Source organism: Streptomyces sp. NPDC026538 (genome assembly GCF_055567535.1).
Map to the genome: position 1 here is coordinate 63,911 of NZ_JBVHQG010000011.1, position 25,499 is coordinate 89,409.

Sequence of the window (25,499 nt, forward strand, 5' to 3'; positions counted from 1 at the left end):
TGGTCCAGACCAATTCAGTTGTCAAGGCCTAAGGCACAGCGCCCTGTAGGGGCGCGGGGAACTGCGCGACCAGCCACAACGCAGCCGCAGTCGACGGCCGCCCCTGACACGCACGGCGCCTAGTCATCGGCCAGGCCGGCGGCAGCCTCGTGCATCGCCAACTCCAGCAACGCCGGATCCGTCAGCGTCCCCGACCCGTCCGGCGCCACCAGCCACCGCACCCCCTGGGTCGACCGGCCGGGATACGGCACGACGATCCAGGTGCCGGCGCCCGCCGTGCGGATCCCGGTGCCGAGCCACCGGGCGGCCGTTCCGGGCGGCACGAAGAAGCCCACCCGGCTGTCCCCGAAGTCGACCAGGACGGGCCCCGGTTGGTCGAGGACGCGGATGAGCACGTCGAGGGTGGGATAGCCGAGTTCGCCCGGCAGGATCAGCACGTCCCAGGCCCGGCCGGCGGGCAGCAGCGCGATCCCCAGGGGATTGCGCTCCCATTCCCAGCGGCACGCCTCGGGGTCAGGCGCGACGGACGCCAGCCATTCGACCGCCGTCTTCGTCCCAGTCATCAGAAGACCTCCCAGTCTCGCCTCGTCGACGCGGGCAGCGCGTCACGGGGAGAGAGGGAGGTCTTCCAGGGGCATTACGCGGGTTTCGCCACCCCGTTGAGGTGATCTGGATCACATGCCGGGAGGGTCAGCTGTCGAAACCCAGCCCCACCCGGTCCATCGCCTTGAGCCACAGGTTGCGGCGGCCCCCACGGGCGTCGGCGCGGGCCAGCGACCACTTGGTGAGGGCGATGCCGGTCCAGGCGAACGGCTCCGGCGGGAACGGCAGCGGCTTCTTGCGGACCATCTCCAGCCGGGTGCGCTCGGTGTCCTCGCCGGCCAGCAGGTCCAGCATCACGTCGGCGCCGAACCGGGTCGCGCCGACACCGAGGCCGGTGTACCCGGCCGCGTACGCCACCCGGCCCTGATGGGCGGTGCCGAAGAACGCCGAGAAGCGCGAGCAGGTGTCGATCGCGCCGCCCCACGCGTGCGTGAAACGGACGCCCTCCAGCTGCGGGAAGCAGGTGAAGAAGTGCCCGGCGAGCTTGGCGTAGGTCTCCGGACGGTCGTCGTACTCGGCGCGGACCCGGCCGCCGTAGTGGTGGATGGCGTCGTAGCCGCCCCAGAGGATCCGGTTGTCCGCCGACAGCCGGAAGTAGTGGAACTGGTTGGCCGAGTCGCCGAGGCCCTGCCGGTTCTTCCAGCCGATCGCGCCGAGCTGCTCGGCGGTGAGCGGCTCGGTCATCAGGGCGTAGTCGTAGACCGGGACGGTGTAGGCGCGGACCCGCTTGAGCAGGTTCGGGAAGATGTTGGTGCCGAGCGCGACCCGCCGGGCCCGGACCGAGCCGTACGGGGTGCGTACGGCCATGCCGGCGCCGTACGCCTTCAGTTCGAGGGCGGGCGTGTGCTCGTACACCCGGACGCCGAGGGCGAGGCAGGCCTGCTTGAGGCCCCAGGTGAGCTTGGCCGGGTTGACCATGGCCACGCCCCGGCGGTCCCACAGGCCGGCCTCGAAGGTGGGCGAGTTCACCTGCTCGCGCAGCGCCTCGGCGTCGAGGAGCTCTATGCCGTCCGCGAGGCCCTTCCGCTCCAGCTCCCGGTGCCAGTCGCGTAGTTCCCAGGCCTGGTAGGGCTCGGTGGCCACGTCGATCTCGCCGGTGCGCTCGAACTCGCAGTCGATGCCGTGCCGGGCGACGGCGGCCTCGATGTCGTCGAGGTTGCGCCGGCCCAGCTCCTCCAGGCGGTGGATCTCGCCGGGCCAGCGGGCGAGCCCGTTGGGCAGCCCGTGGGTGAGGGAGGCGGCGCAGAAACCGCCGTTGCGACCGGAGGCGGCCCAGCCCACCTCGCGGCCTTCCAGCAGGACCACCTCGCGCCCGGGGTCGCGCTCCTTGGCGTTGAGCGCGGTCCACAGTCCGCTGTACCCGCCGCCGACGACCAGCAGGTCGCAGGTGTCGGCGGCGGTGAGCGCGGGCTCGGGGTGGGGCTTGCCGGGGTCTTCGAGCCAGTACGGGACCGGCTGTGCTTCGGAGAGAGACCTGGTCCAATCTGCCTGACGGCTCATGGCGCTTGGGGCCATGATTTTCAACTCCCTACAGAGTTTTTATGGTGCTTCATGCCTTTTGCCTGGTGCGGCGGTTGGTGATGAGCATCGATACCAGCACGAGCAGTACCGCGACCAGGAACATGGCCGTACCGATGACATTGATCTGGACGGGCGTGCCGCGCTGTGCCGAACCCCAGACGAACATGGGGAAGGTGACGGTGGAGCCCGCGTTGAAATTGGTGATGATGAAATCGTCGAAGGAGAGCGCGAAGGACAGCAGCGCACCCGCCGCGATTCCCGGGGCCGCGATGGGGAGGGTGACCCTGACGAACGTCTGCACCGGTCCGGCGTAGAGGTCCCGGGCCGCCTCCTCCAGGCGCGGGTCCATCGACATCACGCGCGCCTTGACCGCGGTGACGACGAAGCTGAGGCAGAACATGATGTGGGCGATCAGGATCGTGTAGAAGCCGAGCTGGGCGCCCATGTTCAGGAAGAGGGTGAGCAGCGAGGCCGCCATGACGACCTCGGGCATCGCCATCGGCAGGAAGATCAGCGAGTTCACTGCGCCACGGGCGCGGAACCGGTAGCGGACCAGGGCGAAGGCGATCATCGTGCCGAGGAGCGTGGCGCCGAGGGTCGCCCATACGGCGATCTGGAGGCTGATGGAGAGCGAGCCGCACATGTCGGCGACTCCGCAGGGCTGCTTCCAGGCGTCGAGCGAGAACTGCTGCCATTCGTAGTTGAAGCGCCCCTTCGGTTTGTTGAAGGAGAACACCGTGACGATGACGTTCGGAAGCAGCAGATATCCGAGGGTGAGCAGTCCCGCGATGACGACGAGACGCTTCTTGAGCCAGTTGACGAAGGGCATTTAGACCAGATCCTCCGTCCCGGACCGGCGAATGTAGATCGTGACCATGAAGAGGATCGCGGCCATGAGGATGAAGGAGAGCGCGGCCGCCGTCGGATAGTCGAGAATCCTCAGGAACTGCGTCTGGATCACGTTTCCGATCATGCGGGTGTCGGTCGAGCCGAGGAGTTCGGCGTTGACGTAGTCACCGGCCGCCGGGATGAAGGTCAGCAGCGTGCCGGAGACCACGCCCGGCATCGACAGCGGGAAGGTGACCTTGCGGAACGTCGTCCACGGCTTGGCGTACAGGTCGCCGGCCGCCTCGTGCAGCCGTCCGTCGATGCGCTCCAGCGAGGTGTAGAGCGGCAGGATCATGAACGGCAGGAAGTTGTACGTCAGACCGCAGACGACGGCGAGTGGTGTGGCCAGGACGCGGTCGCCGGCCGTCCAGCCGAGGAAGTCCGTGACGCTCAGGATGTGCAGCGAGTTCAGTACGTGCACGACCGGGCCGTTGTCGGCGAGGATCGTCTTCCAGGCCAGGGTGCGGATCAGGAAGCTGGTGAAGAACGGCGCGATCACCAGGATCATGATCAGGTTCCGCCAGCGGCCCGCCCGGAAGGCGATCAGGTACGCCAGTGGGTAGCCGAGCAGCAGGCAGAGCACGGTGGCCGCGGCCGCGTAGAAGACGGACCGCAGGAACTGCGGCCAGTACTCGCTCAGCGCGTTCCAGTAGGTCGCGAAGTGCCAGGTGACCTTGTAGCCCTCTTCCAGGGAACCCGTCTGGATGGACGTGGACGCCTGGTAGATCATCGGCAGCGCGAAGAAGATCACCAGCCAGAGCAGGCCGGGCAGCAGCAGCCAGTACGGCGTGAACCGGCCCCGCTTGCGCGGGGGTTTCTTCGTGGGTTCGGCGGGCGCCAGGGGCGGCGGCGCCTCGGAGAGCGTGGCCATCAGGCGGCTTCCTCCTCGGTGCCGGCGTCGATGTCCTGGTCGGCGTCGAGACCGAAGGTGTGGGCCGGGCTCCAGTGCAGGACGACGTCTGCGCCCGGGACGAGCCGGCCGTCGCGGTCGACGTTCTGCACGTACACCGCGAACTCGGGGCAGACCGCGCTGTCGATGACGTACTGCGTGGAGACGCCGATGAAGCTGGCGTCGGCGATCTTGCCGGTGATCCGGTTGCGCCCTTCGGGAATCGAGCCGGCGTCGTCGGCGTGCGTGAGGGAGATCTTCTCGGGCCGGATGCCGACGAGCACCTTGCCGCCCGCCCTGGTCGGCGCCGAACATCGCGCCTCGGGCAGGACGAGCTTGCCGCCGCCGGCCTTGAGGACGATGTCGTCCCCGCTCTTCGTGTCGACCTCTGCCTCGATCAGGTTCGAGGTGCCGAGGAAGTTGGCGACGAAGGTCGTGTTGGGGTTCTCGTACAGGTCGGTGGGCGAGCCGAGCTGCTCCACCCGTCCCGCGTTCATCACGGCGACCGTGTCGGCCATGGTCATGGCCTCCTCCTGGTCGTGCGTGACGTGGACGAAGGTGATGCCGACCTCGGTCTGGATCCGCTTGAGCTCCAGCTGCATCTGGCGGCGCAGCTTGAGGTCGAGGGCGCCGAGCGGCTCGTCGAGGAGCAGCACCTTGGGGTGGTTGATGAGCGCCCGGGCCACCGCGACCCGCTGCTGCTGGCCGCCGGAGAGCTGGTGCGGCTTCTTGCGCGCCTGCTCGCCGAGCTGCACCAGGTCCAGCATGTCCTCGACCTGCTTCTTCACGCTCTTGATGCCGCGCCGGCGCAGGCCGAAGGCGACGTTCTCGAAGATGTCGAGGTGCGGGAAGAGGGCGTAGGACTGGAAGACCGTGTTCACCGGCCGCTTGTACGGCGGCAGATGGGTCACGTCCTGGTCGCCGAGGTGCACGGTGCCGCTGGTCGGCTCCTCGAGGCCCGCGATCATGCGCAAGGTGGTCGTCTTGCCGCAGCCGGAGGCACCGAGCAGGGCGAAGAAGGAACCCTGGGGCACGGTCAGGTCCATCGGCTTCACCGCGGTGAAGCCGTTGTCGTAGGTCTTGCCGATGCCGGTGAGGCGGACGTCGCCGCTGCTGTCTGTCGTCATGGTGTCGTCACGCCCCTGTGAGCTTCGCGAACTTCTGCTGGTATGCCGTCTCTTCCTTCGAGCTCAGCGAGCGGAAGGCGTGGGACCTGGCCTGCATGGCCTTGTCGGGAACGATCAGCGGGTTGTCCGCCGCCGACTTGTCGATCTTGGCCAGGTACGGCTTCACGTCCCCGACCGGGCTGACGTAGTTGATGTAGGCGGCGAGTTCGGCGGCCGGCCCGGGCTCGTAGTAGAAGTCGATGAGCCGCTCGGCGTTCGTCTTGTGGCGCGCCTTGTTGGGGACCAGCATGTTGTCGGTCGACGTCATGTAGCCGCTGTCCGGGATGACGTAGGCGACGTCCGGGTTGTCGGACTGGAGCTGCACGATGTCACCGGCCCAGGCGACACAGGCCGCCAGGTCGCCCTTGCTGAGGTCCGAGGTGTAGTCGTTGCCGGTGAAGCGGCGGATCTGGCCCTTGTCGACGGCCTTCTGGAGCCGGGCGATCACCGAGTCGTAGTCGTCGCCGGTGAACGTCGCCGGGTCGATGCCCATGTCGAGCATGGTCATGCCGACGGTGTCCCGCATCTCGGTCAGCAGGCCGACGCGGCCCTTGAGGGCGGGGTTGTCGAGCAGGTCGGAGACCGACTTCACCTCGACACCGTTCAGCGCCTTCTTGTTGAAGGCGACCACGGTCGAGATGCCCTGCCAGGGGTAAGAGTAGGCCCGGCCCGGGTCCCAGTCGGGGCTGCGGAACTGGTCCGACAGGTTGGCGAAGGCGTGCGGCAGGTTGGACGCGTCCAGCTTCTGGACGTAACCGAGCCGGATCATGCGGGCGGCCAGCCAGTCGGTGAGGACGATCAGGTCCCGGCCGGTGTCCTGGCCCGCGGCGAGCTGCGGCTGGATCTTGCCGAAGAACTCGTCGTTGTCGTTGATGTCCTCGGTGTACTTCACCGTGATGCCGGTCCGCTTGCGGAACGCGTCCAGCGTCGGATGTTTCTTCCCGCTGTCGTCGACGTCGATGTACTCGGGCCAGTTGGAGAAGTTGACGACCTTCTCCTTCGCCGAGTGGTCGTCGGCGGAGACGCCGCCCTGGGACTTGCCGGCCGCGGGGATACCGCAGGCGCTCAGTGCCCCGACGCCGCCCACCGCGAGCGCACCGCCCAGGAACGACCGGCGGGCCAGGGCGGCCCGGCCGGTGCGGAGGCTGCGCCGGATGGCGGCCACTTCGACCGGTGTCAGACGGTCGGGCTCGTACTGCCTCATACGCTTGATGCCCTTTCGGGAAGATGGCCGTGGTCAGCGGCCGGAGCTGTGACTATCGGTCCCCGAAAATCGTGCGGTGCCAGTCCTTCCGGGCAACCGCCGTATTGTCGAACATTACGTGCTTGACCTGGGTGTACTCCTCGAACGAGTACACCGACATGTCCTTGCCGAAGCCGGACGCCTTGTAGCCGCCGTGCGGCATCTCGCTGATGATCGGAATGTGGTCGTTGACCCACACGCACCCCGCCTTGATCTCGCGGGTGGCGCGGTTCGCCCGGTAGACGCTGCTGCTCCACGCGGAGGCGGCCAGACCGTACGGGGTGTCGTTGGCCAGCCGGATTCCCTCATCATCACTGTCGAACGGCAGAACGACCAGCACCGGACCGAAGATCTCGGCCTGGACGATCTCGCTGTCCTGCGGCGCGTCGGCGATCAGCGTGGGCCGGTAGTACGCGCCGCTCTTCAGCTCGTCCTGCGGCGGCTCGCCACCGGTCACCACGCGCGCGTAGCCGCGCGCCCGCTCGACGAACCCGGCGACCCGGTCCCGCTGGGCGTGCGAGATCAGCGGTCCGAGGTCGGTACCGGGGGCGAACGGATCGCCCAGCCGCACGGTCTCCATCAGGGCGGCAGTCTGCTCGACGAAGGCCTCGTAGAGCGGCCGCTGCACATACGCGCGGGTGGCGGCGGTGCAGTCCTGCCCGGTGTTGATGAGCGCCCCCGCGACGGCCCCGTTGACGGCCGCCTCCAGATCGGCGTCGTCGAAGACGACGAACGGCGCCTTGCCGCCGAGCTCCAGGTGGAGCCGCTTCACGGTCGCCGTGGCGACCTCCGCCACCCGCTTCCCGACACCGGTGGAGCCGGTGAAGGAGGTCATGGCGACGTCGGGGTGCCCGACGAGATGCTCACCGGCCACCTTCCCGGTCCCGGTGACGATGTTGATCACACCGTCGGGGATACCGGCGTGGGTGGCCGCCTCGGCGAAGAGCAGCGAGGTCAGCGGGGTCAGCTCGGCCGGCTTGAGCACGATGGTGTTGCCGGCCGCGATCGCCGGGAGGATCTTCCAGGCGGCCATCTGGAGCGGGTAGTTCCAAGGCGCGATCGACCCGACGACACCGATGGGCTCGCGGCGGACGTACGACGTGTGGTCGCCGGAGTACTCACCGGCCGCCTGCCCCTGCAGATGCCGGGCGGCCCCCGCGAAGAACGCGGTGTTGTCGATGGTCCCCGGCACGTCGAACTCACGCGTCAGCTTGAGCGGCTTGCCGCACTGGAGGGACTCGGCGCGGGCGAATTCCTCCGCGCGGTCGGCGAGCACGGCGGCGAACCGGTGCAGCGCGTCCGACCGCTCGCCGGGGGTCGCCCCCGCCCAGCCGGGAAAGGCGTCCCGCGCGGCGGCGACGGCCCGGTCGACGTCGTCCGTCCCGGCCAGTTCGTAGGTGTACACGTCCGCGCCGGTGGCCGGGTCCACGACGGCGTGCGTACGGCCTGACGTGCCCTTGCTGAACCGTCCCCCGATGTACTGTGCGCCGCCCGCGAGCCGCTCCTGCGCGGGGAAGGTCTCCGGGGTGGCGGTGCCCGGGTTGTCCATGTCGCTTCTCCTCCGCCGTCACCCCGCCCCGAGAGGCGGGTGGCGTAGCTCCAGCTCGATTTGACTGCCGATCCTGACAGAGCAGAGGGAGTCCAACAAGTGATTCCGTTGTTGCCTTTTGGTTACGCGACGGAATCTGTCGACCAGGTGTCGAGTCAGGAAGGAAAAGGCAGGACGGAGTGTCAGTGGTGCCTGCCAGACTGGCGTGCATGGCGAAGATCGATTCTGCGGAAGCCCTGATCAGGGCCGTCCGGGCGGGGGCCGGGATCAAGTACCTGCACTTCTGGGGACACCGTCCGAGGCCGGACGGACAGCTCTCGGCGAGCTGCCTGAGCCAGTGGTGGCCGTCACGCTTCGTGGTCGACGGTGTGGAATACGCGACCGCCGAGCACTGGATGATGGCAGGAAAGGCCCGGCTGTTCGGGGACGCGGAGGCGGAGCGCCGGGTGGTGGCGGCCGGGCATCCCGCCGAGGCGAAGAAGGCGGGCCGGCTGGTCCGGAACTTCGACGAGGCGACATGGGAGCGGGAGCGCTTCGAGATCGTGGCGCGCGGCAGCGTGCACAAGTTCACGGCCGACCCGCACCTGCGCGCGTACCTGCTCGGCACCGGCGACCGGGTACTGGTGGAGGCGAGCCCGGTGGACCGGGTATGGGGCATCGGCCTGGCGGCCACGGACGAGAGAGCGGCGGACCCGTCCCGCTGGCGAGGGCTGAACCTGCTGGGGTTCGCCCTGATGGAGGCGCGAGAGAGGTTGCGGACGGCGGGGGTGTAGGCCTACAGGTGGGCGCTTCCGGCCGACGAGCACTGGTCCCGCCCAAAGGAACAGGAGACCGGGCGCTTCCAGCCGACGAGGACCGATCCCACCCAGAGGGGCGCGGGGCCGTATCTGATCTGCGGCTCAGCCACGTCGGCGCGACCAGCCCCCTCTACCCGCACCCGACCACCGGCCGCCCCCTCTACCCGCACCCGACACCCGGCCACCCCCGCCTACCGCGTGCTCGCCACCACGATCAGCACGATGAACCCCACAACGAGAACAAGCCCCACCGACCCGCAGATGATCCCGGCCAGCGCCTGCCCCCCGTTCGTGGCCTCCCCCCGCCTGACCCGGGCCCGCCCGATCGAACCGAAGACGATGGCCAGCACCCCCATCACCAGCGCGATCGGCCACGCACAGAACCCGACCACACTGATGATCCCGGTGACGAGACCGGCCGTGCCCAGCCCGTTGTCGGGCATCGGCTGCATACCGGGCCAGCCGCCGTACCCCCCGGGGCCGCCGGGGTACGACGGAAACGGCTGCCCGGGGTAGCCGTACCCCGGCCCGGGAGCCGGTGCGGCCGGGTAGCCGTAAGGAACCTGACCGGGTCCGTCCGGAGCCATCGGCGGCGGAGGGACCGCCGCACTCTGCGGATACGGCGGCGGCGCGGGCGGGGCATAGGGACTCGGCGCCCCGTACCCGCCCTGCGCGCCCGGCGCGGCGAACGGGTTGGCGGGCGCGGCCGGAGCCGCGGCCGACGGCGCCGCATAGGGGTTCGCCCAGCCCTGGGGCGGCACCCCGTCCTCCGCGCCCGGCATCGCCGCGACCGTCCGCTGGTCGTGGATCGGGGGCGGCGGCACCTGATCATGGATCGGGGGCGGCGCCGACGCCGCTGCCCCGGCCCCCGCCCCTTCCCCCGCGTCGGCCGTCTTGTCCAGCCGTATCTTCGGAGCTTCCGGCGCCTCGTCAGCCATCTCGCGATGTCCCCTCTCCCGCACGCGTGCCGCCGTCATGCTAAGGCCCGTCCACCGCGAACGCGGGTCCGGCCTACGATGGCCCCGAATCACCGATCAGCCGATCACCGCGCAAGGGCCGGCTCACGGCCGTACCACCGCCGAAGGCGGCCCCGCGCCGTTCCGGGGAGGAACCCTTGACCGACCGCCACGCCGAACCCGCCCTCCGCGACGTGCACGCCTTCATCGCCGGGCTGCCCAAGGCCGAACTGCATGTCCACCACGTCGGCTCCGCCTCCCCCCGGATCGTGTCGGAACTGGCCGCCCGGCACCCCGACTCCAAGGTGCCCACCGACCCCGAGGCCCTGGCCGACTACTTCACGTTCACGGACTTCGCCCACTTCATCGAGGTCTATCTGTCGGTCGTCGACCTGATCCGCACGCCCGAGGACGTCCGGCTGCTCACCTACGAGGTGGGCCGCGAGCTGGCCCGCCAGCAGGTGCGCTACGCCGAGCTGACCATCACCCCCTTCTCCTCCACCCGGCGCGGGATCGACGCACGGGCCTTCATGGACGCGATCGAGGACGCGCGGAGGGCGGCGGAGAGCGAGTTCGGGACCGTGCTGCGGTGGTGCTTCGACATCCCCGGCGAGGCGGGCCTGGAGGCCGCCGAGGAGACGGTCCGGCTCGCGACCGACGACCGGCTCCGTCCGGAGGGCCTGGTCTCCTTCGGTCTCGGCGGCCCCGAGATCGGCGTGCCCCGGCCGCAGTTCAAGCCGTACTTCGACCGGGCCGTCGCGGCCGGCCTGCACTCCGTCCCGCACGCCGGCGAGACGACGGGGCCCCAGACGGTCTGGGACGCCCTGGTCGACCTGCATGCCGAGCGCGTCGGCCACGGCACCAGCTCCGCGCAGGACCCGAAGCTCCTCGCGCACCTCGCCGAGCAGCGCATCGCCCTGGAGGTGTGCCCGACCTCCAACATCGCCACGCGCGCGGTCCGCACCCTGGACGAGCACCCGATCAAGGAGTTCGTGGACGCGGGCGTGCTGGTCACGGTCAACTCCGACGACCCGCCGATGTTCGGCACCGACCTGAACAACGAGTACGCGGTCGCCGCCCGGCTCCTGGGCCTCGACGAGCGCGGTGTGGCCGACCTCGCCAAGAACGCGGTGGAGGCGTCCTTCCTGGACCGGACGGGCAAGGCGAGGATCTCGGCCGAGATCGACGCGTACACGAAGGCATGGCTCGCCCCCTGAAAAACCCCTGCGCGGCCCTGAGAACATGGGCCCATGCAGACCGTGACCGCCGTGGCCCACCGCGGCGACCCCTACCGCTTCCGCGAGAACACGTCCGCCTCCCTGCGTTCCGCGCTCCAACAGGGCGCGGACGCGGTGGAGATCGACGTACGGCTGACGCGTGACGGCGTCCCCGTCCTCCTGCACGACGAGACCCTGAAGCGCCTCTGGGAAGTCGACCGCCCGCTGGGCGCGCTCTCCGCCGACGAGGTGCGCGGCCTCACGGAGGACGGGGTACCGACGCTCGCGGAGGCGCTGGCGGCGGCGGAGGACAGCCGGGTGATGATCGACCTGCCCGGCGCTCCGAGCGAGCGGGCGGTGGCCAGGATCGTGGCCGTGGCCCGGGAGTGCGGTGCCGCCGACCGTGTCTACTACACGGGGGACGCGGCGGCGATGCTGGCGGTACGGGCGGCGGACGCGGCGGCGGAGATCGCCCTGACCCGCAAGACGCTGGCGCCCGTGCGCCCGGCGCTCCTGGACGTGATCCGCCCCCGCTACCTCAACTACCGCTTCACCCTGCTGGACCACGCCCTGACCGAGCACGTCCATCGCGGCGGCCACCTGGTCTCCTGCTGGACCCCGGACACCCGCCGGTCGATGCGCCGCCTGCTGGACATGGGCGTCGACTCGATCACCACGAACCGGGTGGACGTGCTCGACCAGCTCCGGCGCTACACCACCGAGCGCTGAGCGACCGTCGCCGGATCGCCGGGCGTCCCCCGTGTCACGTACTGCGGAACCGGCGCCGAGTCCGTCCCGTCGTCCCGGACCAGCCCGTACCGGATGGCCCCGTCCGGCGGCCCGTACCGGACGTCCTTCTCCACCGCGTCCCAGGTCGAGGGGAAGACGCTCACCCCGTAGTCCGCTCCCCGCTCGTTCACCGTGAACGTCACGCTGCCGTCGACGTAGAAGTACTCGTTCTGCCACATCTGCTGGGCGCCGGCCGGCAGGACCGCGTAGCCGGTGGCCGAGCTGCCCATGCCGGTGGCGGTGGCGTCCGTGCCGCTGATGCGGTCGTCCATCCGGCGGCCGCCGCCCGACGCCACGTGGAAGAGCCTGCCTTGCAGGCCGGTCCAGCTCGGCATGACGAGGCTGCCGGCCCGGGACAGCGGGGCGATCTGCCAGCGGACGAGGACATAGCCCCGCCCGGTCAGTGTCACGGTGTCCCCGCGGTGGTTCAGCACCGCGTGCGCGCCGCCCGTGCTGGTGATCCCCGTCTCCGGCCGGTGCGGCAGCGTGCCGGGCCTGGTGTCCGGGTCCGGCGCCCTGTCGACCGCGTCGACGACCGAGCCGTACCGGGCGGTGCTCGCCGACGGGGAAGGTGACGGCGAGGCGGACGACGAGGCCGGCGGGGACGGCGAGGCAGTGGTCGCCGGGGTCGGCGCCGGCGCGCCGGTGATCGCCGCCGTGGGCGCGGTGGCCGTATGCGGTGCCGGACGGTTTGGGGTCTGTACGACGACGTACGCGCCGCCCGCCACGATCGTCGCGCCCGCCGTGACCGCCACCGCGGGCTTGGTCAGCGCGCCCAGCACCTTCGCCGACCAGCCGGCTGCGGTCGCCGCGGCCGCCGTCTTGCCGCCGAGCGCCAGCGACAGCGTGAAGCCGACCGGGACCGGCACCAGGGCGATGCCGGCCAGCAGCCGTTCCGCCGGTACCACGGAGTCGCGGGGGTCGCCGCAGTATCCGCAGCCCCGGACGTGCCGGGCCAGCCGCTTGCGCCAGACGGAGTGGGGGTGCCCGTCCCAGCGGGCGGTCAGCTCGCGCAGCTCGGGGCAGGCACCGTCCAGCGCCCGCACGATGCCCCGCGAGATCTCCAGCCGTTCCTTCATCCGCTGCACGCGGACGGCGGCGTGCTGCCGGCTGATGCCGACGGCCGCGGCCAGTTCACGCCGGGTGAGTTCGCCCGAGACCTCCAGCCACCACAGGGACACCAGTTGCCGGTCCTCCGCGTCCAGCCAGCGCACCGCTTCCGCGACCTCCCGCCGCTGGCCCTCCAACTGGAGCCGCAGCACGGTGAGTTCGGCGAAGTCCGCGGCGCCGTCCGGGACCCTCTCGTCCAGTTTCCGCTCCTGCCTGCGGCGCGCCCGGTCCCGTATCTGCCGCATGGCGATGGCCACCAGCCAGGACCGGAAGCTGTCCGGGTCGCGGAGGGTGCCGAGGTGGTCGACGGCGCGCAGCATGGTCTCCTGGACGACGTCGTCGACGTCGGCATGGCCGTTGAGGGCGCGGCCGACCACGTTGTAGACCAAAGGCAGCCACCCCTCGACCAGTTCGTCCAGCGCTCGCCGGTCGCCCGCCTGCGCCGCCGCGATGGTGGTGCGCCACTGCCGCGACACGTGTACGTCCGTCCTCATGACCGCACCATCTCAGCCGGGGCGGTGAGCTTGGCAATGTCGGGGATCACAGTGCGGAGACGGAGCACAGGGCTCCGCGATAACACTTTTTCCACCCCGGGCTTCCCGCCACCCGCGCCCTGCCCTTCGCGTGAGGACGACCTCGTAAGCAGAGCCCGTGCGCGAAACGAGTGAGCGGACCCACTCTCCCGGGGCCGTCGATCCAGGCGTAGCATGTGAACGAAACTGTTTCGTTCACGGAACGGACCTCGCATGGAGAAGACAGGCATGGTCTCCGTACTCGTCGTCAACGACCAATCCCTCCAGCGCCTCGCCCTGCGCATGCTCCTCACCGCCGAGCCCGGCCTGACGGTCGCCGGGGAGGCGACGGACGGGGACGGGGCGATCCGTGCGAGCGCCGCGCTCCGTCCCGACGTCGTCCTCATGGACAGCAGGCTGTCCGGGGCGGCCGGCACCGAGACCATCCGGCGCCTCACCCACCCAGCCCTCCGGACGACCCGCACCCCCGGCTTCCCCGCCGCCGAGGACGCCTACGCCCCCCGGGTTCTGGTGCTGACCGCCGCCGAGCAGGAGGCGGAGGCCTGGGCCGCCCTGCGGGCGGGCGCCGGCGGCTTCCTGCTCGACGACGCCGACCCGGCCGAACTGACCGCGGCCATCAGGGTGGTGGCCGCCGGGGACGCCGTCATCACGCCCGGTCTGACCCGCGCGCTCATCGACGCCGTCCGCCAGCAGCACACCGTCCGCCCGCTCCCCCGCACCACGGGGCTCGGCGCCCTCACCGGGCGCGAGCGCGATGTCCTGGTCGCCGTGGCCTCCGGCTGGTCCAACGCGGAGATCGCCCAGTGGCTGTCCATCGCCCCGACCACCGTGAAGACCCACGTCAGCAACGTCCTGGCGAAGATCGGCGCCCGCGCCCGCGTGCAGGCGGTGGCCTTCGCCTACGAGTCGGGGCTGATCCGGCCCGCGGCCTAGAAGCTCTCGCCGCCCAGCGCCTTGATGAACGCGAGCGGGTTCCAGTACTCGCGGTACTTGACGATCTTGCCGTCCTTGAACGTCACGAACGTCGCGTAACTCATGTCGTACGGGTTCCCGTTGGCCAGGACCCGGCCGGTGACGCTCCAGTCGGCGACGGCCGTGTCCGGGTCGTCGGTGCCGCGGATGGTCACCGACGTGATCTGCTGCACGTCGATGAGGTCGGGGTAGCCGCGCAGGTACTCGTAGACAGCGGTCCGGCCCTCCAGCCGGGCGGGGCTGCCCTCGGGGGCGAAGGGGAACTCGACGACCACGTTCTCGTCGCACAGGTCCGCCCAGGCCTTCATGTCCTTGGCGAGGAAGGTGTCGAGGCTGCGCCGCACCAGGTCGGCGGCGGTAAGGGTCTCGCTCATGGTTCGTTTCCCATCATGCTGAGGAGTGGGCCACATGCGGAGTGACCCAGGCATTAATGTGGCTAGCCACACAATTACTTGGCTAGCCACATAAGTCAAGCGGTCCGGCGGCTCACGTGAAGACGCCCCCGCCGTCCACGGTCAGGATCTGGCCGGTCAGCGCCTCGGCGGCGTCGCTCGCCAGGAAGCCGACCGTCGCCGACACGTCCTCGGGCGTCAGCGCACGGGGCAGCGCCTGCCCGGCCTGCGAGGCCTCGAAGGCGGCGTCCGGCTGGTAGGCGGTGGACGCGGTCCGGGTCAGACCCGGCGCCACTCCGGTCACCGAGATCCCGTGCCGCCCGAGCGAGGCCGCGAGCGAGCGGGTAACGGCCACCAGCGCGCCCTTGCTGGTCACGTACGCCAGCAGGTCCGGGCTCGGCGGCCGCCAGAAGGTGTCGGAGAGGATGTGCACGATCCGGCCGAAGCCGCGCTCCCGCATCCCGGGCACGAACGCCTGGGCGAGCAGCACCGCGGACTCGACGTTGACCGCCTGGACCCGGCGCCAGGCGTCCAGGTCCACGGCCTCCACGTCCATCAGGTCGGTGGCGGCGGCCGCGTGCACCAGCACGTCGCACCGTCCGTTCTCGGCCAGCACGCGGCGCGCCGCCGCCCGTACGTCCCCGCCGTCGGCCAGGTCGCAGGCGATGTCGCCGGCGCGGTCCAGGACCCGTACGGTGTGGCCGCGTGCGGCCAGCTCGCGGACGATGGCGCCGCCGATGGCCCCGGCCCCGCCCACGACGACGGCGACCCTGGGTGCGATGGGGTTCTCGGACATCAAGTGCTCCCACTGGTAGGGCCGGTGCGGCAGGCCGACGACTTCCCGACGTCACCCACGTACCGCACCGGCCGTCATACTTGCTTGTGTCAGCAATGAAATGGTCAGACAAGAACCTGTCAGGGGTGGATGGCGCTGCCCAGACCGAGGTCCAGCCGCAGGGACTCCACGAGCGAGAAGGCGCTGCTCTCGGTGAAGACGTCGGCGGCCGCGAGCGTCCCGGTGTACTTGGCCGCGACCGGGGCGGCCGCCTGCCGGCAGACCTCGTCGAGCCAGGTCTTCACGACGGCCCAGATGTTGTTCCCGTACTTCGCCGCGTAGACCCCGTAGTCCACGGTCCCGAGCGCCTGCTTGAGCGAGGCGGTCAGGTCGTCGATGTACTGCTGGTGCACCGTGACGTCGGCACGCCTGCCGAGCCGTCCCATGTGACCGGCGATGTGGTACTTCCAGGGGTACGACAGCGCCTTGGCCGGGGCCGCGAGGTAACCCTGGATGTCCTCGCTGTAGTTGAGCGCGCCGAACGGGGCCCAGCCCGGGATGGTGATGTCGACCAGCATCAGCGCGTCGTGGTGCGGGAACCGGATGTAGATGTTGTCCGGCGAGTGGTTGCTGCCGTGGTGCGCGAGTTCGACCCGCTCGCCTCCGACGTGCAGGGTGTAGCGGTCGGCGAAGGTGACCTCGGGCGCGGGCTTGTTCGGGTCGTTGTCGCGCCGCAGCAGCCGGCGGTTCTCCTCGTGCCCGATCCGGACCACGTTGCGGCCGAAGAGCCCGGACGCGCCGACGTGGTCGGAGTGGTGGTGGGAGTGGACGATGTGGGTGACCTTGTTGCTGGTGCCGTTGGCGGCGGCCACCTCGTCGACGGCCCGCTGCAGGTTGTGACCGATGGTCGGCGGGGCGTCGAACAGGACGACACCCTCCCGGGTGGTGAGGAAGGCGGCCTGGTAGTCGCCGTCGGTCACCCAGTAGAGATTGTCCTTCACGCGGCCGACGTAGTAGCCCTGGCTGTTCACCGCCGGGCCGAGGGATCCCGCGGGCACCGGAGCGTAGTCCGGCAGACCGGCGCCGGCGGATCCGGCGGCCGAGGTGCGGGAGGCGGCCGCCGAGGCCGGCGTCGCGGCGCCCCCGGCGACCAGGGCCGCGGCAGCCGGTACGGCGGTGGCCGCGGCGACTCTGGCGAGGAACGAACGGCGATCGGTTCCGGATTCGGAGCTGGCTGACATGTCGATTCCCTTCGGAACGGTCCCGGGAGGGCCAGGGGCGATCCGCCCCTGCGACTCCCGCCCGGCGCAACGGGCTCACCGTAGCCTCATTAGCTTGCGCAGGCAAGTAATTAGCACTCGTTCCGCGGCGGAGCCGAACGCATGCCGCCCTCGGGAGCCGGCCGCGACCCGGCTCCCGGCATCCGCTGCGACTAAGGTGTTCGCAGCCCCGGAAGCGGCGGAGCAGCGAGTTTCCGCCCCCTATCGCCCGCCAGACGAGGAGCGCCATGCCAGCCGCGAAGCCCGATCCGGTGATGCCTCGGCCCAGCCTCGTCGAGCGCGCCCCGGTCAGCTTCGGGCTCTTCGCCCTCTCCCGCGAACTGCACGGTTACGGCGCCGAACTCCTCCTCAGGCTCGGCCTGCACCCCGGCCAGGAACTGATCCTGATGCGGCTCTTCGACCGGGACGGCCAGACCCAGGCCGAGTTGCAGCAGGCGGTCGGACTCGACCACTCCACGGTCTCGCGGTCGATCCGCCGTATGGAGGACGCGGGTCTGGTCGCCCGGGCCCGCGCCGCACACGACCGACGGGCCTTCGTGGTCTCGCTCGCCGAGGGCGGGGAGGCGCTCCGCGAGCCGCTCGCCGACCTCTGGACCACCCTCGACCGGCTCGCCACCGACACCCTGCGCCGGCTCGAGGGCGCCGACTTCCTCAGCACGGTCGCGGAGCTGGAGCGCGCCTACGCCACCGCGCGCCGCGGCTGACCCACGGCTCCGTCACCGCGGGTCCGCCCCGCACCGGGCACCGCCACGCCCCGCCGAACGCCGAGGTGACTCGGCATACATGCACCACGCTCATGGACTGCTCCTTTTCCAGGCATTGGACGCATGCATATCGGGCTGCGAGGCTTCCGGAGAGCGCGTTCCCCCGGAGGCACGAGGCACCGGAAAGCGCCTCGGAGCGACCCGGACGCGCTCAGGAAGCACCCTGGAAGCAACGCGGAAAACGGAGAAGGAGCCGATCATGGGGACCCAGTGGAACGCCGACGAGGGGCACATCGAGACGACCGCCCGTGGCCGTGCCGTGCTCTCCCAGCCCCGGCTCAACCGTGGCACGGCCTTCACCCGGGAGGAACGGGAGTCACTGGGTCTGGTGGGTCTGGTGCCGCCCGCGGTGCTGACCCTGGAGCAGCAGGCCGAGCGGGCGTACCAGCAGTACGCGGCCCAGCCCACCGACCTGGCCAAGAACGTCAACCTCACCGCGCTGCACGACCGCAACCAGGTGCTCTTCTACCGGCTGCTCGGCGACCACCTCGACGAGATGCTGCCCATCGTCTACACCCCGACCGTCGGCAGGGCGATCCAGCGCTACAGCAACGAGTACCGGCGGCCGGCCGGCGTGTACCTGTCGGTGGACGCACCGGAGGAGATCGAGGGGGCGCTCACCGCCACCGGCCTGGGCCCGGACGACCTCGACCTGATCGTCGCCACGGACGGCGAGGCGATCCTCGGCATCGGCGACTGGGGGGTGGGCGGTATCGACATCTCGGTGGGCAAGCTCGCCGTCTACACCGCCGCCGCCGGCATCGACCCGAACCGCACCCTGGCGGTCATGCTGGACGTCGGCACCAACCGCCAGGAACTCCTGGAGAGCCCGCTCTACCTGGGCAACCGGCACCCGCGGGTGGACCGGGAGACGTACGACGCCTTCATCGACGCCTATGTCACCACCGCCCGCCGGCTGTTCCCCGACGCCCTGCTGCACTGGGAGGACTTCGGCGCCGCCAACGCCCGCCGGATCCTGGAGCGTTACCGCCCGAGCGAGTTCACCTTCAACGACGACGTCCAGGGCACCGGCGCCGTCAACCTCGCCGCCGTGCTCTCCGGGGTGAAGGCCAGCGGGATCCGGCTGCGCGACCACCGCGCGGTGATCTTCGGTGCGGGCACCGCCGGCATCGGCATCGCCGACCAGCTGCGCGACGCCATGGTCGCCGACGGGCTGACCGTCGACGAGGCCACCGCCCGCATCTTCGGCGTGGACCGCTACGGCCTGCTCACCGAGGACCAGGAGGGGCTGCGCGACTTCCAGGTCCGCTACGCCCGCCCGGCCGCCGAGGTCGCCGACTGGCGCCGGGACGAGAAGGTGGGCGGCATCGCGCTGGCCGAGGTCGTCGAGCGGGTACGGCCGACGGTCCTGATCGGCACCTCCGGCCAGGGCGGCTCTTTCACCGAGGACATCGTCCGTACGATGGCCGCCCACGCCGAGCGTCCGATCATCCTGCCGATGTCCAACCCGACGGACCTGGCCGAGGCGGTCCCGGCGGACCTGCTGGCCTGGACGGACGGCCGCGCCCTGATCGCCACCGGCAGCCCGTTCCGCCCGGTCGAGCAGGACGGGGTCAGGTACGCGATCGGGCAGGCCAACAACGCGCTGATCTTCCCGGGCCTCGGGCTCGGCGCGATCGTCGCCCGGGCCACCCGGGTCACCGACGGCATGCTGGCCGCCGCCGCGCACGCCGTCGCCGGCCAGACCGACGCCACCGGCCCCGGCGCGCCGATCCTTCCCCTCACCGACCAGCTGCGCGAGACGTCGGTGGCCGTGGCGGTCGCGGTGGCCCGCGCGGCGGCCGCCGACGGGGTGGCCCGCGCGACGGTGGACGACTCCATCGAGGACCGGGTGCGGGCCGCGATATGGCAGCCGGTGTACCCGCCGATCAAGGCCGTCTGAGCCGACGCGGCTCCACGCGGCGACCCGGGGGCCCCTTCCCCATACCCCCACGGCCTGCATCCGGCCCGTCCGATGCGGCGGGAGAATAGGAGCATGGATCTCCAGGTACTGCGCTCCTTCCAGGCCGTGGCCGAGGGCGTGACCGTCACCGAGGCCGCGGCCGCCGCGCACATCACCCAGCCCGCCCTCTCCCGGGCCCTGAACCGGCTGGAGAGCGAGATCGGCGCGGAACTCTTCCAGCGGGTCGGACGGGTGCTGCAACTCACCCCGGCCGGGCGGGTGTTCAAGGAGTACGTCGACACCGTCCTGGACGGTTACGACCGGGGGCGGCGGGCGGTCGCCGAGGTCGTCGACCCCGACACGGGCGTGGTGTCGCTGGCCTTCCTGCACACCCTGGGCACCTGGCTCGTACCCAGACTGGTCACCGGTTTCCGGCAGCGCTTCGCCGCCGTCCGGTTCGAACTGCACCAGGCGGACGAGAACGGCCTGACCCAGCACCTCCTGGACGCCACCGCGGACCTGATCATCACCGGCAAGGACCCCGGCCATCCGCTGATCACCTGGCGGCGGCTGCTGGTCGAGCCGCTCTGGCTGGCCGTGCCGGGCCGCCACCGGCTCGCGCAGCGCCGGCGGGTGCGGCTGGCCGAGGTGGCCGACGAGCAGTTCATCGTGCTCAAGCCCGGTTACGGACTGCGCAGTGTCACCGAGACCCTCTGCCACCAGGCCGGGTTCAGCCCTCTGGTCGGCTTCGAGGGCGAGGAGGTGGAGACGCTGCGCGGGCTGGTCGCATCCGGACTCGGCGTCTCCCTGATCCCGGCCGCCCCGGACGCCACCGCGGCCCCGGAGACCAACCCCGACCTCCCCATCCGCTACCTCGCGGTCACCGATGTCCGGGCGGCCCGGGACATCGGCGTCGCCTGTCTGGCCGCCCGCACCCTGCCCCCGGCCACCCGGCGCTTCCTCGACCACGCCCTGAACACGCCCACCGGGACGGGCGGGGTGCCCCGGCTCCCCTGAGCACCGCAGGGGGTCGGGGAGATGGCCCGCCTGCTCGGCGGTTCCGTCGCCGCCGCCGGCGACCCCGGGCGCCGGCGAGATCCTGGTCCGGGTGGTCAAGGCGAAGAACCCGCCCACGCACCTGCTCCTCGGCGTCGGCGCCGTGCAGATGGCGCAGAGCTACTCGCACGGCCGGCTGGAGGAGGCCGCCGCCTGGGAGCAGGTGAGCCGATCGGCCGACTTCGGCCAGGCCTACCCGGCCGGACTCCCCGACCTGGCCCCGCCGATGGGCTAGTTCACGAACAGGCCGGACAGGACGACCGTGGCTCCCCCGGCCTGCGCTGCTTCCGCGCCACGGCCGGGAGCTCCCGGCCCGCGTCGGCGGCGAGGCAGGAGGAGGCGAAGGTGCAGGCGCGCGCGGACGGTCCGTGCGTGCGCGGGTCCAGGCCTCAGCCGGTGGACGGCCCGGGAGAGACGTCGGGCGGCAGATTGAAGGGTGTGACCACCTGGATCGCCGAGGGGAGGGTCGGGCCGTCGTCCGGCAGTGCTTTGTGGGCCCGCATGACCGTCTGGCAGGCGCGGCGCACGTCCTGGCGCAGGTCGTGGTGGAGGACGGCGGAGAGGCGGCGTTCCCGCAGCAGCCGTGTGTTGTCGTGGTCGAGGTCGTGTGCGATGAAGACGGCACACGGCCTGTCGAGGTCGTCGAACGCGCCCAGCGTGGCGAGGTTGCCCCCGCCCATGGAGTAGACCGCCACGATGTCCTCGTCACGCTTGAGCGCGTCGAGAACGAGGTCGTGCTGGGTGGCGTCCAGGCCGTCGCTGTCGGTGACCTCGACCAGGGAACGCTTGGCGCCGGCGAGCCGCATGGCGCTGCGGAAGCCCATGTCGCGCTCCTCCTCGCCCCGGAAGGAACCGCGGCTGATCGTGGTGAGCACGTTGCCCGGCCGGTCGCCGAGCCATTGCTGGAGGAGGTAGGCGGCGGTGGCGCCCGCCGCGCGGTTGTCGATGCCGACGTACGCCTGGCGCGGGCTGTGCGGCAGGTCGGTGACCAGGGTGACGACCGGGATGCCGGCCGCGACCAGCCGGCCGACGGCGGCGGCGATCTCCGGCAGGTCGGGGGCCTTGAGGATCACGCCCTGCGACCCGCGCTTGGCGATCTTGTCGAGGGTGCCGGTCAGCTCCGCCGGCGAGCAGGTCTCACGGAAGTGGAAGCGTGAGCGCACGACGGCGGGATGCAGGGAGGGAAGTTCGGCCTCCAGCGCCTCGCGTACGGCGGTGGAGAACCGCTCCGGTGCCTGCATGACGATGTCGACCATGAAGGTCCGGCCCGCGATCCGGACCTGGGTCTGCTGACGGTCCAGGTCCTTGATGGCTTCCTGTACCTCACGGATGGTGCTCTCCCGCACATTGCCCCTGCGGTTGAGGACCCGGTCGACCGTGGCGGTGCTCAGCCCTGCCTGCCGGGCGATTTCCCTGATCGGATAGGGGTGATGCATGGCTGATCCCAAGGAATGATGATGGATTTTTGATTCACGGCTGAGCATTGATTGATGGGTCCGGGTTCTCAAGACTGGCAGAAAAGCAGGTACTGCGAAAGGACCCGGATGCCTTCCCCAGCAACGAAGCGGACATGGCTCACCGAGGCCGACTGCGATCTCGACGCGCTCCGCTCACTCGTCGAGCAGAAGACCGACATCGGGGAGTACCCGTCGGCCGCGGGCGTGGAGCAGAACGTGTTGCTCTACGACGGCGCCCGGCTCCGGGGCCGCACGGCCACGGACCAAGGACGTCGGGACGTACAGGAGGAGCTGATCCGGGCGCTGCTCGACGGACCCGGCATCGTGGTCCTCAAGGGCGCGTTCGCTCAGGCGCAGGTCGTGGACCGGGTGTCGGAGGCCTTCACCGCGCTCATCGAGGAGGAACGCCGCGAAGGCACGGCCCGCGGCGACCACTTCGCCCGGGCCGGCGCCAACGACCGGGTCTGGAACGCCCTGGACAAGATCGCCGTACGGGCCCCGGAGGTGTTCGCGGACTACTACGCCAACGACCTGCTGGCGCTGGTCGCCGAGGCCTGGCTGGGCCCCGCCTACCAGGTGACCTCCCAGGTCAACGTCGTCAATCCCGGCGGTGCCGCGCAGAGCGTGCACCGCGACTACCACCTCGGCTTCCTCTCCCAGGAGCGCGCCGCCGCCTACCCGGCGCACGTCCACCGCCTCTCCCCCGTCCTCACCCTGCAGGGCGCGGTGGCCCACTGCGACATGCCCGTCGAGTCCGGCCCGACCCTGTACCTGCCGCACTCGCAGAAGTACGAGCCGGGCTACCTCGCCTGGCGACTGCCCCGGTTCGTCGAGTACTTCGACGCCCAGCACGTCCAACTCCCCCTGGACAAGGGCGACGCCGTCTTCTTCAACCCCGCGCTCTTCCACGCCGCCGGGCACAACCGGTCCACCGGCATCCGCCGGATGGCCAACCTGCTGCAGATCTCCTCCGCCTTCGGCCGCGCGATGGAGACGGTGGACCGCGCGGCGATGGCCAACGCCCTCTTCCCGGTGCTGCTGCGCCGCAGGGCCGAAGGCGCCCCGGAGGACTGGCTGCGCCGCCTGGTCGCCGCCACCGCCGAGGGCTACCCCTTCCCCACGAACCTGGACCTCGACCCGCCGGTGGACGGTCTGGCTCCGCCCTCCCAGGCGGACGTCCTCTGGCAGGCCGTGGCCGAGGGCTGGACCCCCGAGCGGCTGCGCGAGGAACTGGACTCGGCCGCCGCGCGCCGCCGGAACTGAACCGGACTTCCCGAGGCCGAGGCCGTCCTCGTCGACGACGGAAGCCGGGGCGTCGGCGCGGGGACCGTACGGGCGGCCCTCGACGACCGCGATGGAGTGTCGTCACCGGCTCGGTCACGGACCGGGACCAGATCGTCTTCGGCGGCCAGGACTGGGCCGCCCGCCCGGAAGGAGGTACGCAGGGGATGACGGACGAACCGCTGCGGATCGGTGTGCTGGGCGCTGCCCGGATCGCCGAGTTGTCGATCGTGGGGCCGGCCCGTGCGACCGGCCACCGGCTGGTGGCGGTGGCCGCCCGCGACCGGGACCGGGCCGAGGCGTTCGCCGCCGCGCACGGCGTGGAGCGGGTGGCCGGCTCCTATGCCGACCTGGTCGGCGACCCGGAGGTCGAGGTCGTCTACAACCCGTTGGCCAACGGTCTGCACGGGCCGTGGAACCTGGCGGCGCTCCGGGCCGGCAAGCATGTGCTCACCGAGAAGCCGTCCGCGAGCAACGCCCAGGAGGCGGCCGAGGTCCACGAGGCCGTCGCCGAGGCGGGCACCGTGTTCATGGGAGGAGCTCGGCCGCCGGTCGTCGTACACGTACCAACTGGAGGCGTTCGCCGCGCATCTGCGGCACGGCGCGCCGCCGGCGCTCGACGCCGACGACGCGCTGACCACCATGAGGTTGATCGACGAGTGCTACCAGGCGGCCGGGTTCCCCGTCCGGCCGCGTACGGTGCTGCCGACCACGGCGTGACACGCGGAAAGGGGGGAGAAGGCGGTACCGCCTTCTCCCCCCTTTCCGTGTGCACGGCTATCGGTACAGGGCCGGCCGCTCCGCCAGCTCCACCTCCACGCGCCGCCCCTCCCGCTGGGACCGCACCCCCGCCTCGCACACGGCCGCGGCGGCGTAGCCGTCCCAGCTGCCGGGGCCGGTGACCTCCCCGCGACGGGTGGCGTCGACCCAGGCCTGGACCTCGCGGTCGTAGGCGTCCTGGAAACGCTCGATGTAGTCCGGCGTGACCCGTCCGCCCCAGCGGCCGTCGGCACTGACCCGCGGGCCGTGCTCGTCGCCGATACGGACGGTGCCGTGTTCGCACACCGCCTCGGCCTGCACCTGGTAGCCGTAGCCGCAGTGCCCGAAGATCTCGACGTCGACGAGCGCGCCCGCCTCCGTCTCGAAGAGCACGAACTGGGGGTCGCTCATACCGGCGGGTGCCTGTGCCGACGGTGCCGGTTTGTGCACGGTGACGGCGGTGATCTCCTGGTCGAGGAGCCAGCGTGTCACGTCCATCTCGTGCACGACCGAGTCGTTGATGAGCATCTCCTCGGTGAACCACGCGGGCATGGCCGGGTTGCGGTGCCGTTGGTGCAGCATCAGCGTCCGGCCCAGCTCCCCGTCGTCGAGAATCCTCTTGAGCTTCAGGTACTCGGCGTCGTACCGGCGCATGAAACCCACCTGGACGCGCCGGTGCCCGAGCCGCTGTTCGGCCTCCAGCACGCGCAGCGCGGAGGCCGCGTCGGGGGTGAGCGGCTTCTCGCACAGCACCGGCAGGTCCCTGCGCAGGGCCTCGGTCAGGGCCGCCTCGTGGGCGGGCCCCGGTGAGGCGATGATGACGGCGTCCACGTCCTGCGCCGCCATGGCGAGCGCGGGTTCGGTGTACGCCGTGCAGCCCTCCGTCGCGTCGGCCAGCGACTTGGCCCGTTCCGCGTCGATGTCGACGACGGCCGTCACGCGTGCCCCGCTGATGACGTGCCGGAGTCTGCGCACATGGTCCGCGCCCATCGTGCCGGTGCCGACGACGGCGACGCGCAGCGCTCGCTGAGATGACATGTCCCGATGCCTCCAGTGGTCGTGGCCAGTTGGTCCGGGGGCCGCCGGCCCTAAGCTCGACCGCCGCGGGGAGCCCCTCGACGTCCACGCCCCGGACCGGAGCCGACTCGCTCTTCGCGGCCGAACGCCTCACCGGCGATGCTCTCGACGTCTCGCCGTACCGCGTCCGAGGCGGTGCGCCGGGGTCCGTCGGCCCACCAGTCGGTGAGCAGCTCCAGCTCGATGTGGTCGAGTCCGTTGTCCGCGAAGAGGGCGCGGACCCCCGCGAGCCCGTACTGCTCCTCGGCCGCCACGAGATCCGCGTACAACAGGCCGAAGCCGTTGAATCCCGCGGCGGCCGCGGCCTCCACCCGTTCCCGCAGGCTCAGCGGGCTGCGCTGGTCGCCACGGCCGGGCGCGGCGTCGCCGGCGGTGGTCCAGCAGGTGGCGAGCAGATCCTCAGTGGTCATTTCTCCTCGTTCCCTTCCCCGTCCGCCCGTGCTGCCCATCCGCGTCGGTCAGCCGGAAATGGGATTCCGAGCCGGCCGGAACGAGCGCGGTCATTGCCCGGACCGGCGTGAA

Annotated in this window: 25 protein-coding genes and 1 pseudogene; 11 read left to right on the forward strand and 15 right to left on the reverse strand. The window is 71.1% G+C overall.

Annotated features, from left to right (window positions below):
- Positions 1-119: 119 nt before the first annotated feature.
- From ACZ4N4_RS35400 to ACZ4N4_RS35430, 7 genes are all read right to left on the reverse strand, one after another.
- Complete coding sequence (locus tag ACZ4N4_RS35400; RefSeq protein ID WP_453576133.1) at positions 120-563, reverse strand: hypothetical protein; 444 nt, start codon at positions 561-563, stop codon at positions 120-122.
- Positions 564-690: 127 nt separating this feature from the next.
- Positions 691-2,118, reverse strand: coding sequence for an NAD(P)/FAD-dependent oxidoreductase (locus ACZ4N4_RS35405; protein ID WP_467596596.1), 1,428 nt, complete (start codon positions 2,116-2,118; stop codon positions 691-693).
- Between the two features lie 34 nt (positions 2,119-2,152).
- Positions 2,153-2,953, reverse strand: coding sequence for an ABC transporter permease (locus ACZ4N4_RS35410; protein ID WP_450766789.1), 801 nt, complete (start codon positions 2,951-2,953; stop codon positions 2,153-2,155).
- Positions 2,954-3,883, reverse strand: a complete 930-nt coding sequence (locus tag ACZ4N4_RS35415) for an ABC transporter permease (RefSeq protein WP_467596600.1) — start codon at positions 3,881-3,883, stop codon at positions 2,954-2,956.
- Positions 3,883-5,028 carry an ABC transporter ATP-binding protein gene (locus tag ACZ4N4_RS35420; RefSeq protein WP_453576142.1) on the reverse strand — a complete coding sequence of 382 codons (1,146 nt, stop codon included), beginning with the start codon at positions 5,026-5,028 and terminating at the stop codon, positions 3,883-3,885. Before ACZ4N4_RS35420 ends, ACZ4N4_RS35415 begins: the two co-directional genes overlap by 1 nt.
- Positions 5,029-5,035: 7 nt before the next feature.
- A complete protein-coding gene (locus tag ACZ4N4_RS35425) occupies positions 5,036-6,271 on the reverse strand; it encodes an ABC transporter substrate-binding protein (RefSeq protein WP_467596603.1) in 1,236 nt (411 codons plus the stop codon).
- Between the two features lie 52 nt (positions 6,272-6,323).
- A complete protein-coding gene (locus ACZ4N4_RS35430; protein ID WP_467596606.1) occupies positions 6,324-7,859 on the reverse strand; it encodes a gamma-aminobutyraldehyde dehydrogenase in 1,536 nt (511 codons plus the stop codon).
- Positions 7,860-8,068: 209 nt separating this feature from the next.
- On the opposite strand from ACZ4N4_RS35430, the gene ACZ4N4_RS35435 reads away from it, so the two are divergent.
- Entirely contained in the window at positions 8,069-8,632 is a 564-nt protein-coding gene (locus ACZ4N4_RS35435; protein WP_467596609.1) for an NADAR family protein, read from the forward strand.
- 215 nt (positions 8,633-8,847) lie between these two features.
- On the opposite strand, the gene ACZ4N4_RS35440 is transcribed toward ACZ4N4_RS35435, so the two are convergent.
- Positions 8,848-9,594: a DUF4190 domain-containing protein gene (locus ACZ4N4_RS35440; RefSeq protein ID WP_467596612.1), complete on the reverse strand. Its 747-nt coding sequence runs from the start codon at positions 9,592-9,594 to the stop codon at positions 8,848-8,850.
- A 95-nt stretch (positions 9,595-9,689) separates the two neighbouring features.
- Between ACZ4N4_RS35440 and ACZ4N4_RS35445 the strand changes: the two genes are divergently transcribed.
- Positions 9,690-10,829, forward strand: coding sequence for an adenosine deaminase (locus ACZ4N4_RS35445; RefSeq protein WP_467597048.1), 1,140 nt, complete (start codon positions 9,690-9,692; stop codon positions 10,827-10,829).
- Between the two features lie 33 nt (positions 10,830-10,862).
- The gene (locus tag ACZ4N4_RS35450) at positions 10,863-11,558 is read left to right on the forward strand and encodes a glycerophosphodiester phosphodiesterase (protein ID WP_453576157.1); all 696 of its coding nucleotides are present in this window, start codon (positions 10,863-10,865) and stop codon (positions 11,556-11,558) included.
- Here ACZ4N4_RS35450 and ACZ4N4_RS35455 read toward each other — a convergent pair.
- The gene (locus ACZ4N4_RS35455) at positions 11,540-13,222 is read right to left on the reverse strand and encodes an RNA polymerase sigma factor (RefSeq protein WP_467596615.1); all 1,683 of its coding nucleotides are present in this window, start codon (positions 13,220-13,222) and stop codon (positions 11,540-11,542) included. The two genes, ACZ4N4_RS35450 and ACZ4N4_RS35455, sit on opposite strands and share 19 nt — an antisense overlap.
- Positions 13,223-13,489: 267 nt before the next feature.
- Between ACZ4N4_RS35455 and ACZ4N4_RS35460 the strand changes: the two genes are divergently transcribed.
- Positions 13,490-14,194 (forward strand): LuxR C-terminal-related transcriptional regulator, encoded by a 705-nt coding sequence (locus ACZ4N4_RS35460; protein ID WP_467597051.1) that lies wholly within the window; start codon positions 13,490-13,492, stop codon positions 14,192-14,194.
- Here ACZ4N4_RS35460 and ACZ4N4_RS35465 read toward each other — a convergent pair.
- The 3 genes from ACZ4N4_RS35465 to ACZ4N4_RS35475 form a co-directional block, all read right to left on the reverse strand.
- Entirely contained in the window at positions 14,191-14,607 is a 417-nt protein-coding gene (locus ACZ4N4_RS35465) for a nuclear transport factor 2 family protein (protein WP_467596618.1), read from the reverse strand. The genes ACZ4N4_RS35460 and ACZ4N4_RS35465 overlap by 4 nt on opposite strands.
- A gap of 112 nt (positions 14,608-14,719) precedes the next feature.
- Positions 14,720-15,421, reverse strand: a complete 702-nt coding sequence (locus ACZ4N4_RS35470; RefSeq protein WP_467596621.1) for an SDR family NAD(P)-dependent oxidoreductase — start codon at positions 15,419-15,421, stop codon at positions 14,720-14,722.
- A gap of 119 nt (positions 15,422-15,540) precedes the next feature.
- On the reverse strand, positions 15,541-16,641 hold the full coding sequence (locus tag ACZ4N4_RS35475; RefSeq protein ID WP_467596624.1) for an MBL fold metallo-hydrolase: 1,101 nt from the start codon (positions 16,639-16,641) through the stop codon (positions 15,541-15,543).
- Between the two features lie 266 nt (positions 16,642-16,907).
- Here ACZ4N4_RS35475 and ACZ4N4_RS35480 point away from each other — a divergent pair, with 266 nt between their 5' ends.
- From ACZ4N4_RS35480 to ACZ4N4_RS35495, 4 genes are all read left to right on the forward strand, one after another.
- Positions 16,908-17,384: a MarR family winged helix-turn-helix transcriptional regulator gene (locus tag ACZ4N4_RS35480; protein WP_467596627.1), complete on the forward strand. Its 477-nt coding sequence runs from the start codon at positions 16,908-16,910 to the stop codon at positions 17,382-17,384.
- 259 nt (positions 17,385-17,643) lie between these two features.
- The gene (locus ACZ4N4_RS35485) at positions 17,644-19,347 is read left to right on the forward strand and encodes an NAD-dependent malic enzyme (RefSeq protein ID WP_467596630.1); all 1,704 of its coding nucleotides are present in this window, start codon (positions 17,644-17,646) and stop codon (positions 19,345-19,347) included.
- Between the two features lie 93 nt (positions 19,348-19,440).
- Positions 19,441-20,364 (forward strand): LysR family transcriptional regulator, encoded by a 924-nt coding sequence (locus tag ACZ4N4_RS35490; RefSeq protein ID WP_467596633.1) that lies wholly within the window; start codon positions 19,441-19,443, stop codon positions 20,362-20,364.
- 91 nt (positions 20,365-20,455) lie between these two features.
- Positions 20,456-20,638 carry a hypothetical protein gene (locus ACZ4N4_RS35495; protein ID WP_467596636.1) on the forward strand — a complete coding sequence of 61 codons (183 nt, stop codon included), beginning with the start codon at positions 20,456-20,458 and terminating at the stop codon, positions 20,636-20,638.
- A gap of 154 nt (positions 20,639-20,792) precedes the next feature.
- Here the strand turns inward: ACZ4N4_RS35495 and ACZ4N4_RS35500 are convergent, their stop codons facing one another.
- Positions 20,793-21,839 carry a LacI family DNA-binding transcriptional regulator gene (locus tag ACZ4N4_RS35500; RefSeq protein WP_467596639.1) on the reverse strand — a complete coding sequence of 349 codons (1,047 nt, stop codon included), beginning with the start codon at positions 21,837-21,839 and terminating at the stop codon, positions 20,793-20,795.
- A gap of 108 nt (positions 21,840-21,947) precedes the next feature.
- Here ACZ4N4_RS35500 and ACZ4N4_RS35505 point away from each other — a divergent pair, with 108 nt between their 5' ends.
- The 3 genes and pseudogenes from ACZ4N4_RS35505 to ACZ4N4_RS35515 all read left to right on the forward strand — a co-directional run bounded on the left by ACZ4N4_RS35505 (position 21,948) and on the right by ACZ4N4_RS35515 (position 23,861).
- On the forward strand, positions 21,948-23,123 hold the full coding sequence (locus tag ACZ4N4_RS35505) for a phytanoyl-CoA dioxygenase family protein (protein ID WP_467596641.1): 1,176 nt from the start codon (positions 21,948-21,950) through the stop codon (positions 23,121-23,123).
- A gap of 185 nt (positions 23,124-23,308) precedes the next feature.
- Positions 23,309-23,614 (forward strand): annotated as a pseudogene (locus ACZ4N4_RS35510) (Gfo/Idh/MocA family protein); the annotation flags it as partial.
- Complete coding sequence (locus tag ACZ4N4_RS35515; protein ID WP_467596644.1) at positions 23,586-23,861, forward strand: Gfo/Idh/MocA family oxidoreductase; 276 nt, start codon at positions 23,586-23,588, stop codon at positions 23,859-23,861. The pseudogene ACZ4N4_RS35510 and the gene ACZ4N4_RS35515, both read left to right, overlap by 29 nt.
- A 57-nt stretch (positions 23,862-23,918) precedes the next feature.
- Here the strand turns inward: ACZ4N4_RS35515 and ACZ4N4_RS35520 are convergent, their stop codons facing one another.
- On the reverse strand, positions 23,919-24,938 hold the full coding sequence (locus ACZ4N4_RS35520) for a Gfo/Idh/MocA family protein (protein WP_467596647.1): 1,020 nt from the start codon (positions 24,936-24,938) through the stop codon (positions 23,919-23,921).
- Positions 24,939-24,988: 50 nt separating this feature from the next.
- Positions 24,989-25,387 carry a hypothetical protein gene (locus ACZ4N4_RS35525; protein ID WP_467596650.1) on the reverse strand — a complete coding sequence of 133 codons (399 nt, stop codon included), beginning with the start codon at positions 25,385-25,387 and terminating at the stop codon, positions 24,989-24,991.
- Positions 25,388-25,499 lie beyond the last annotated feature (112 nt).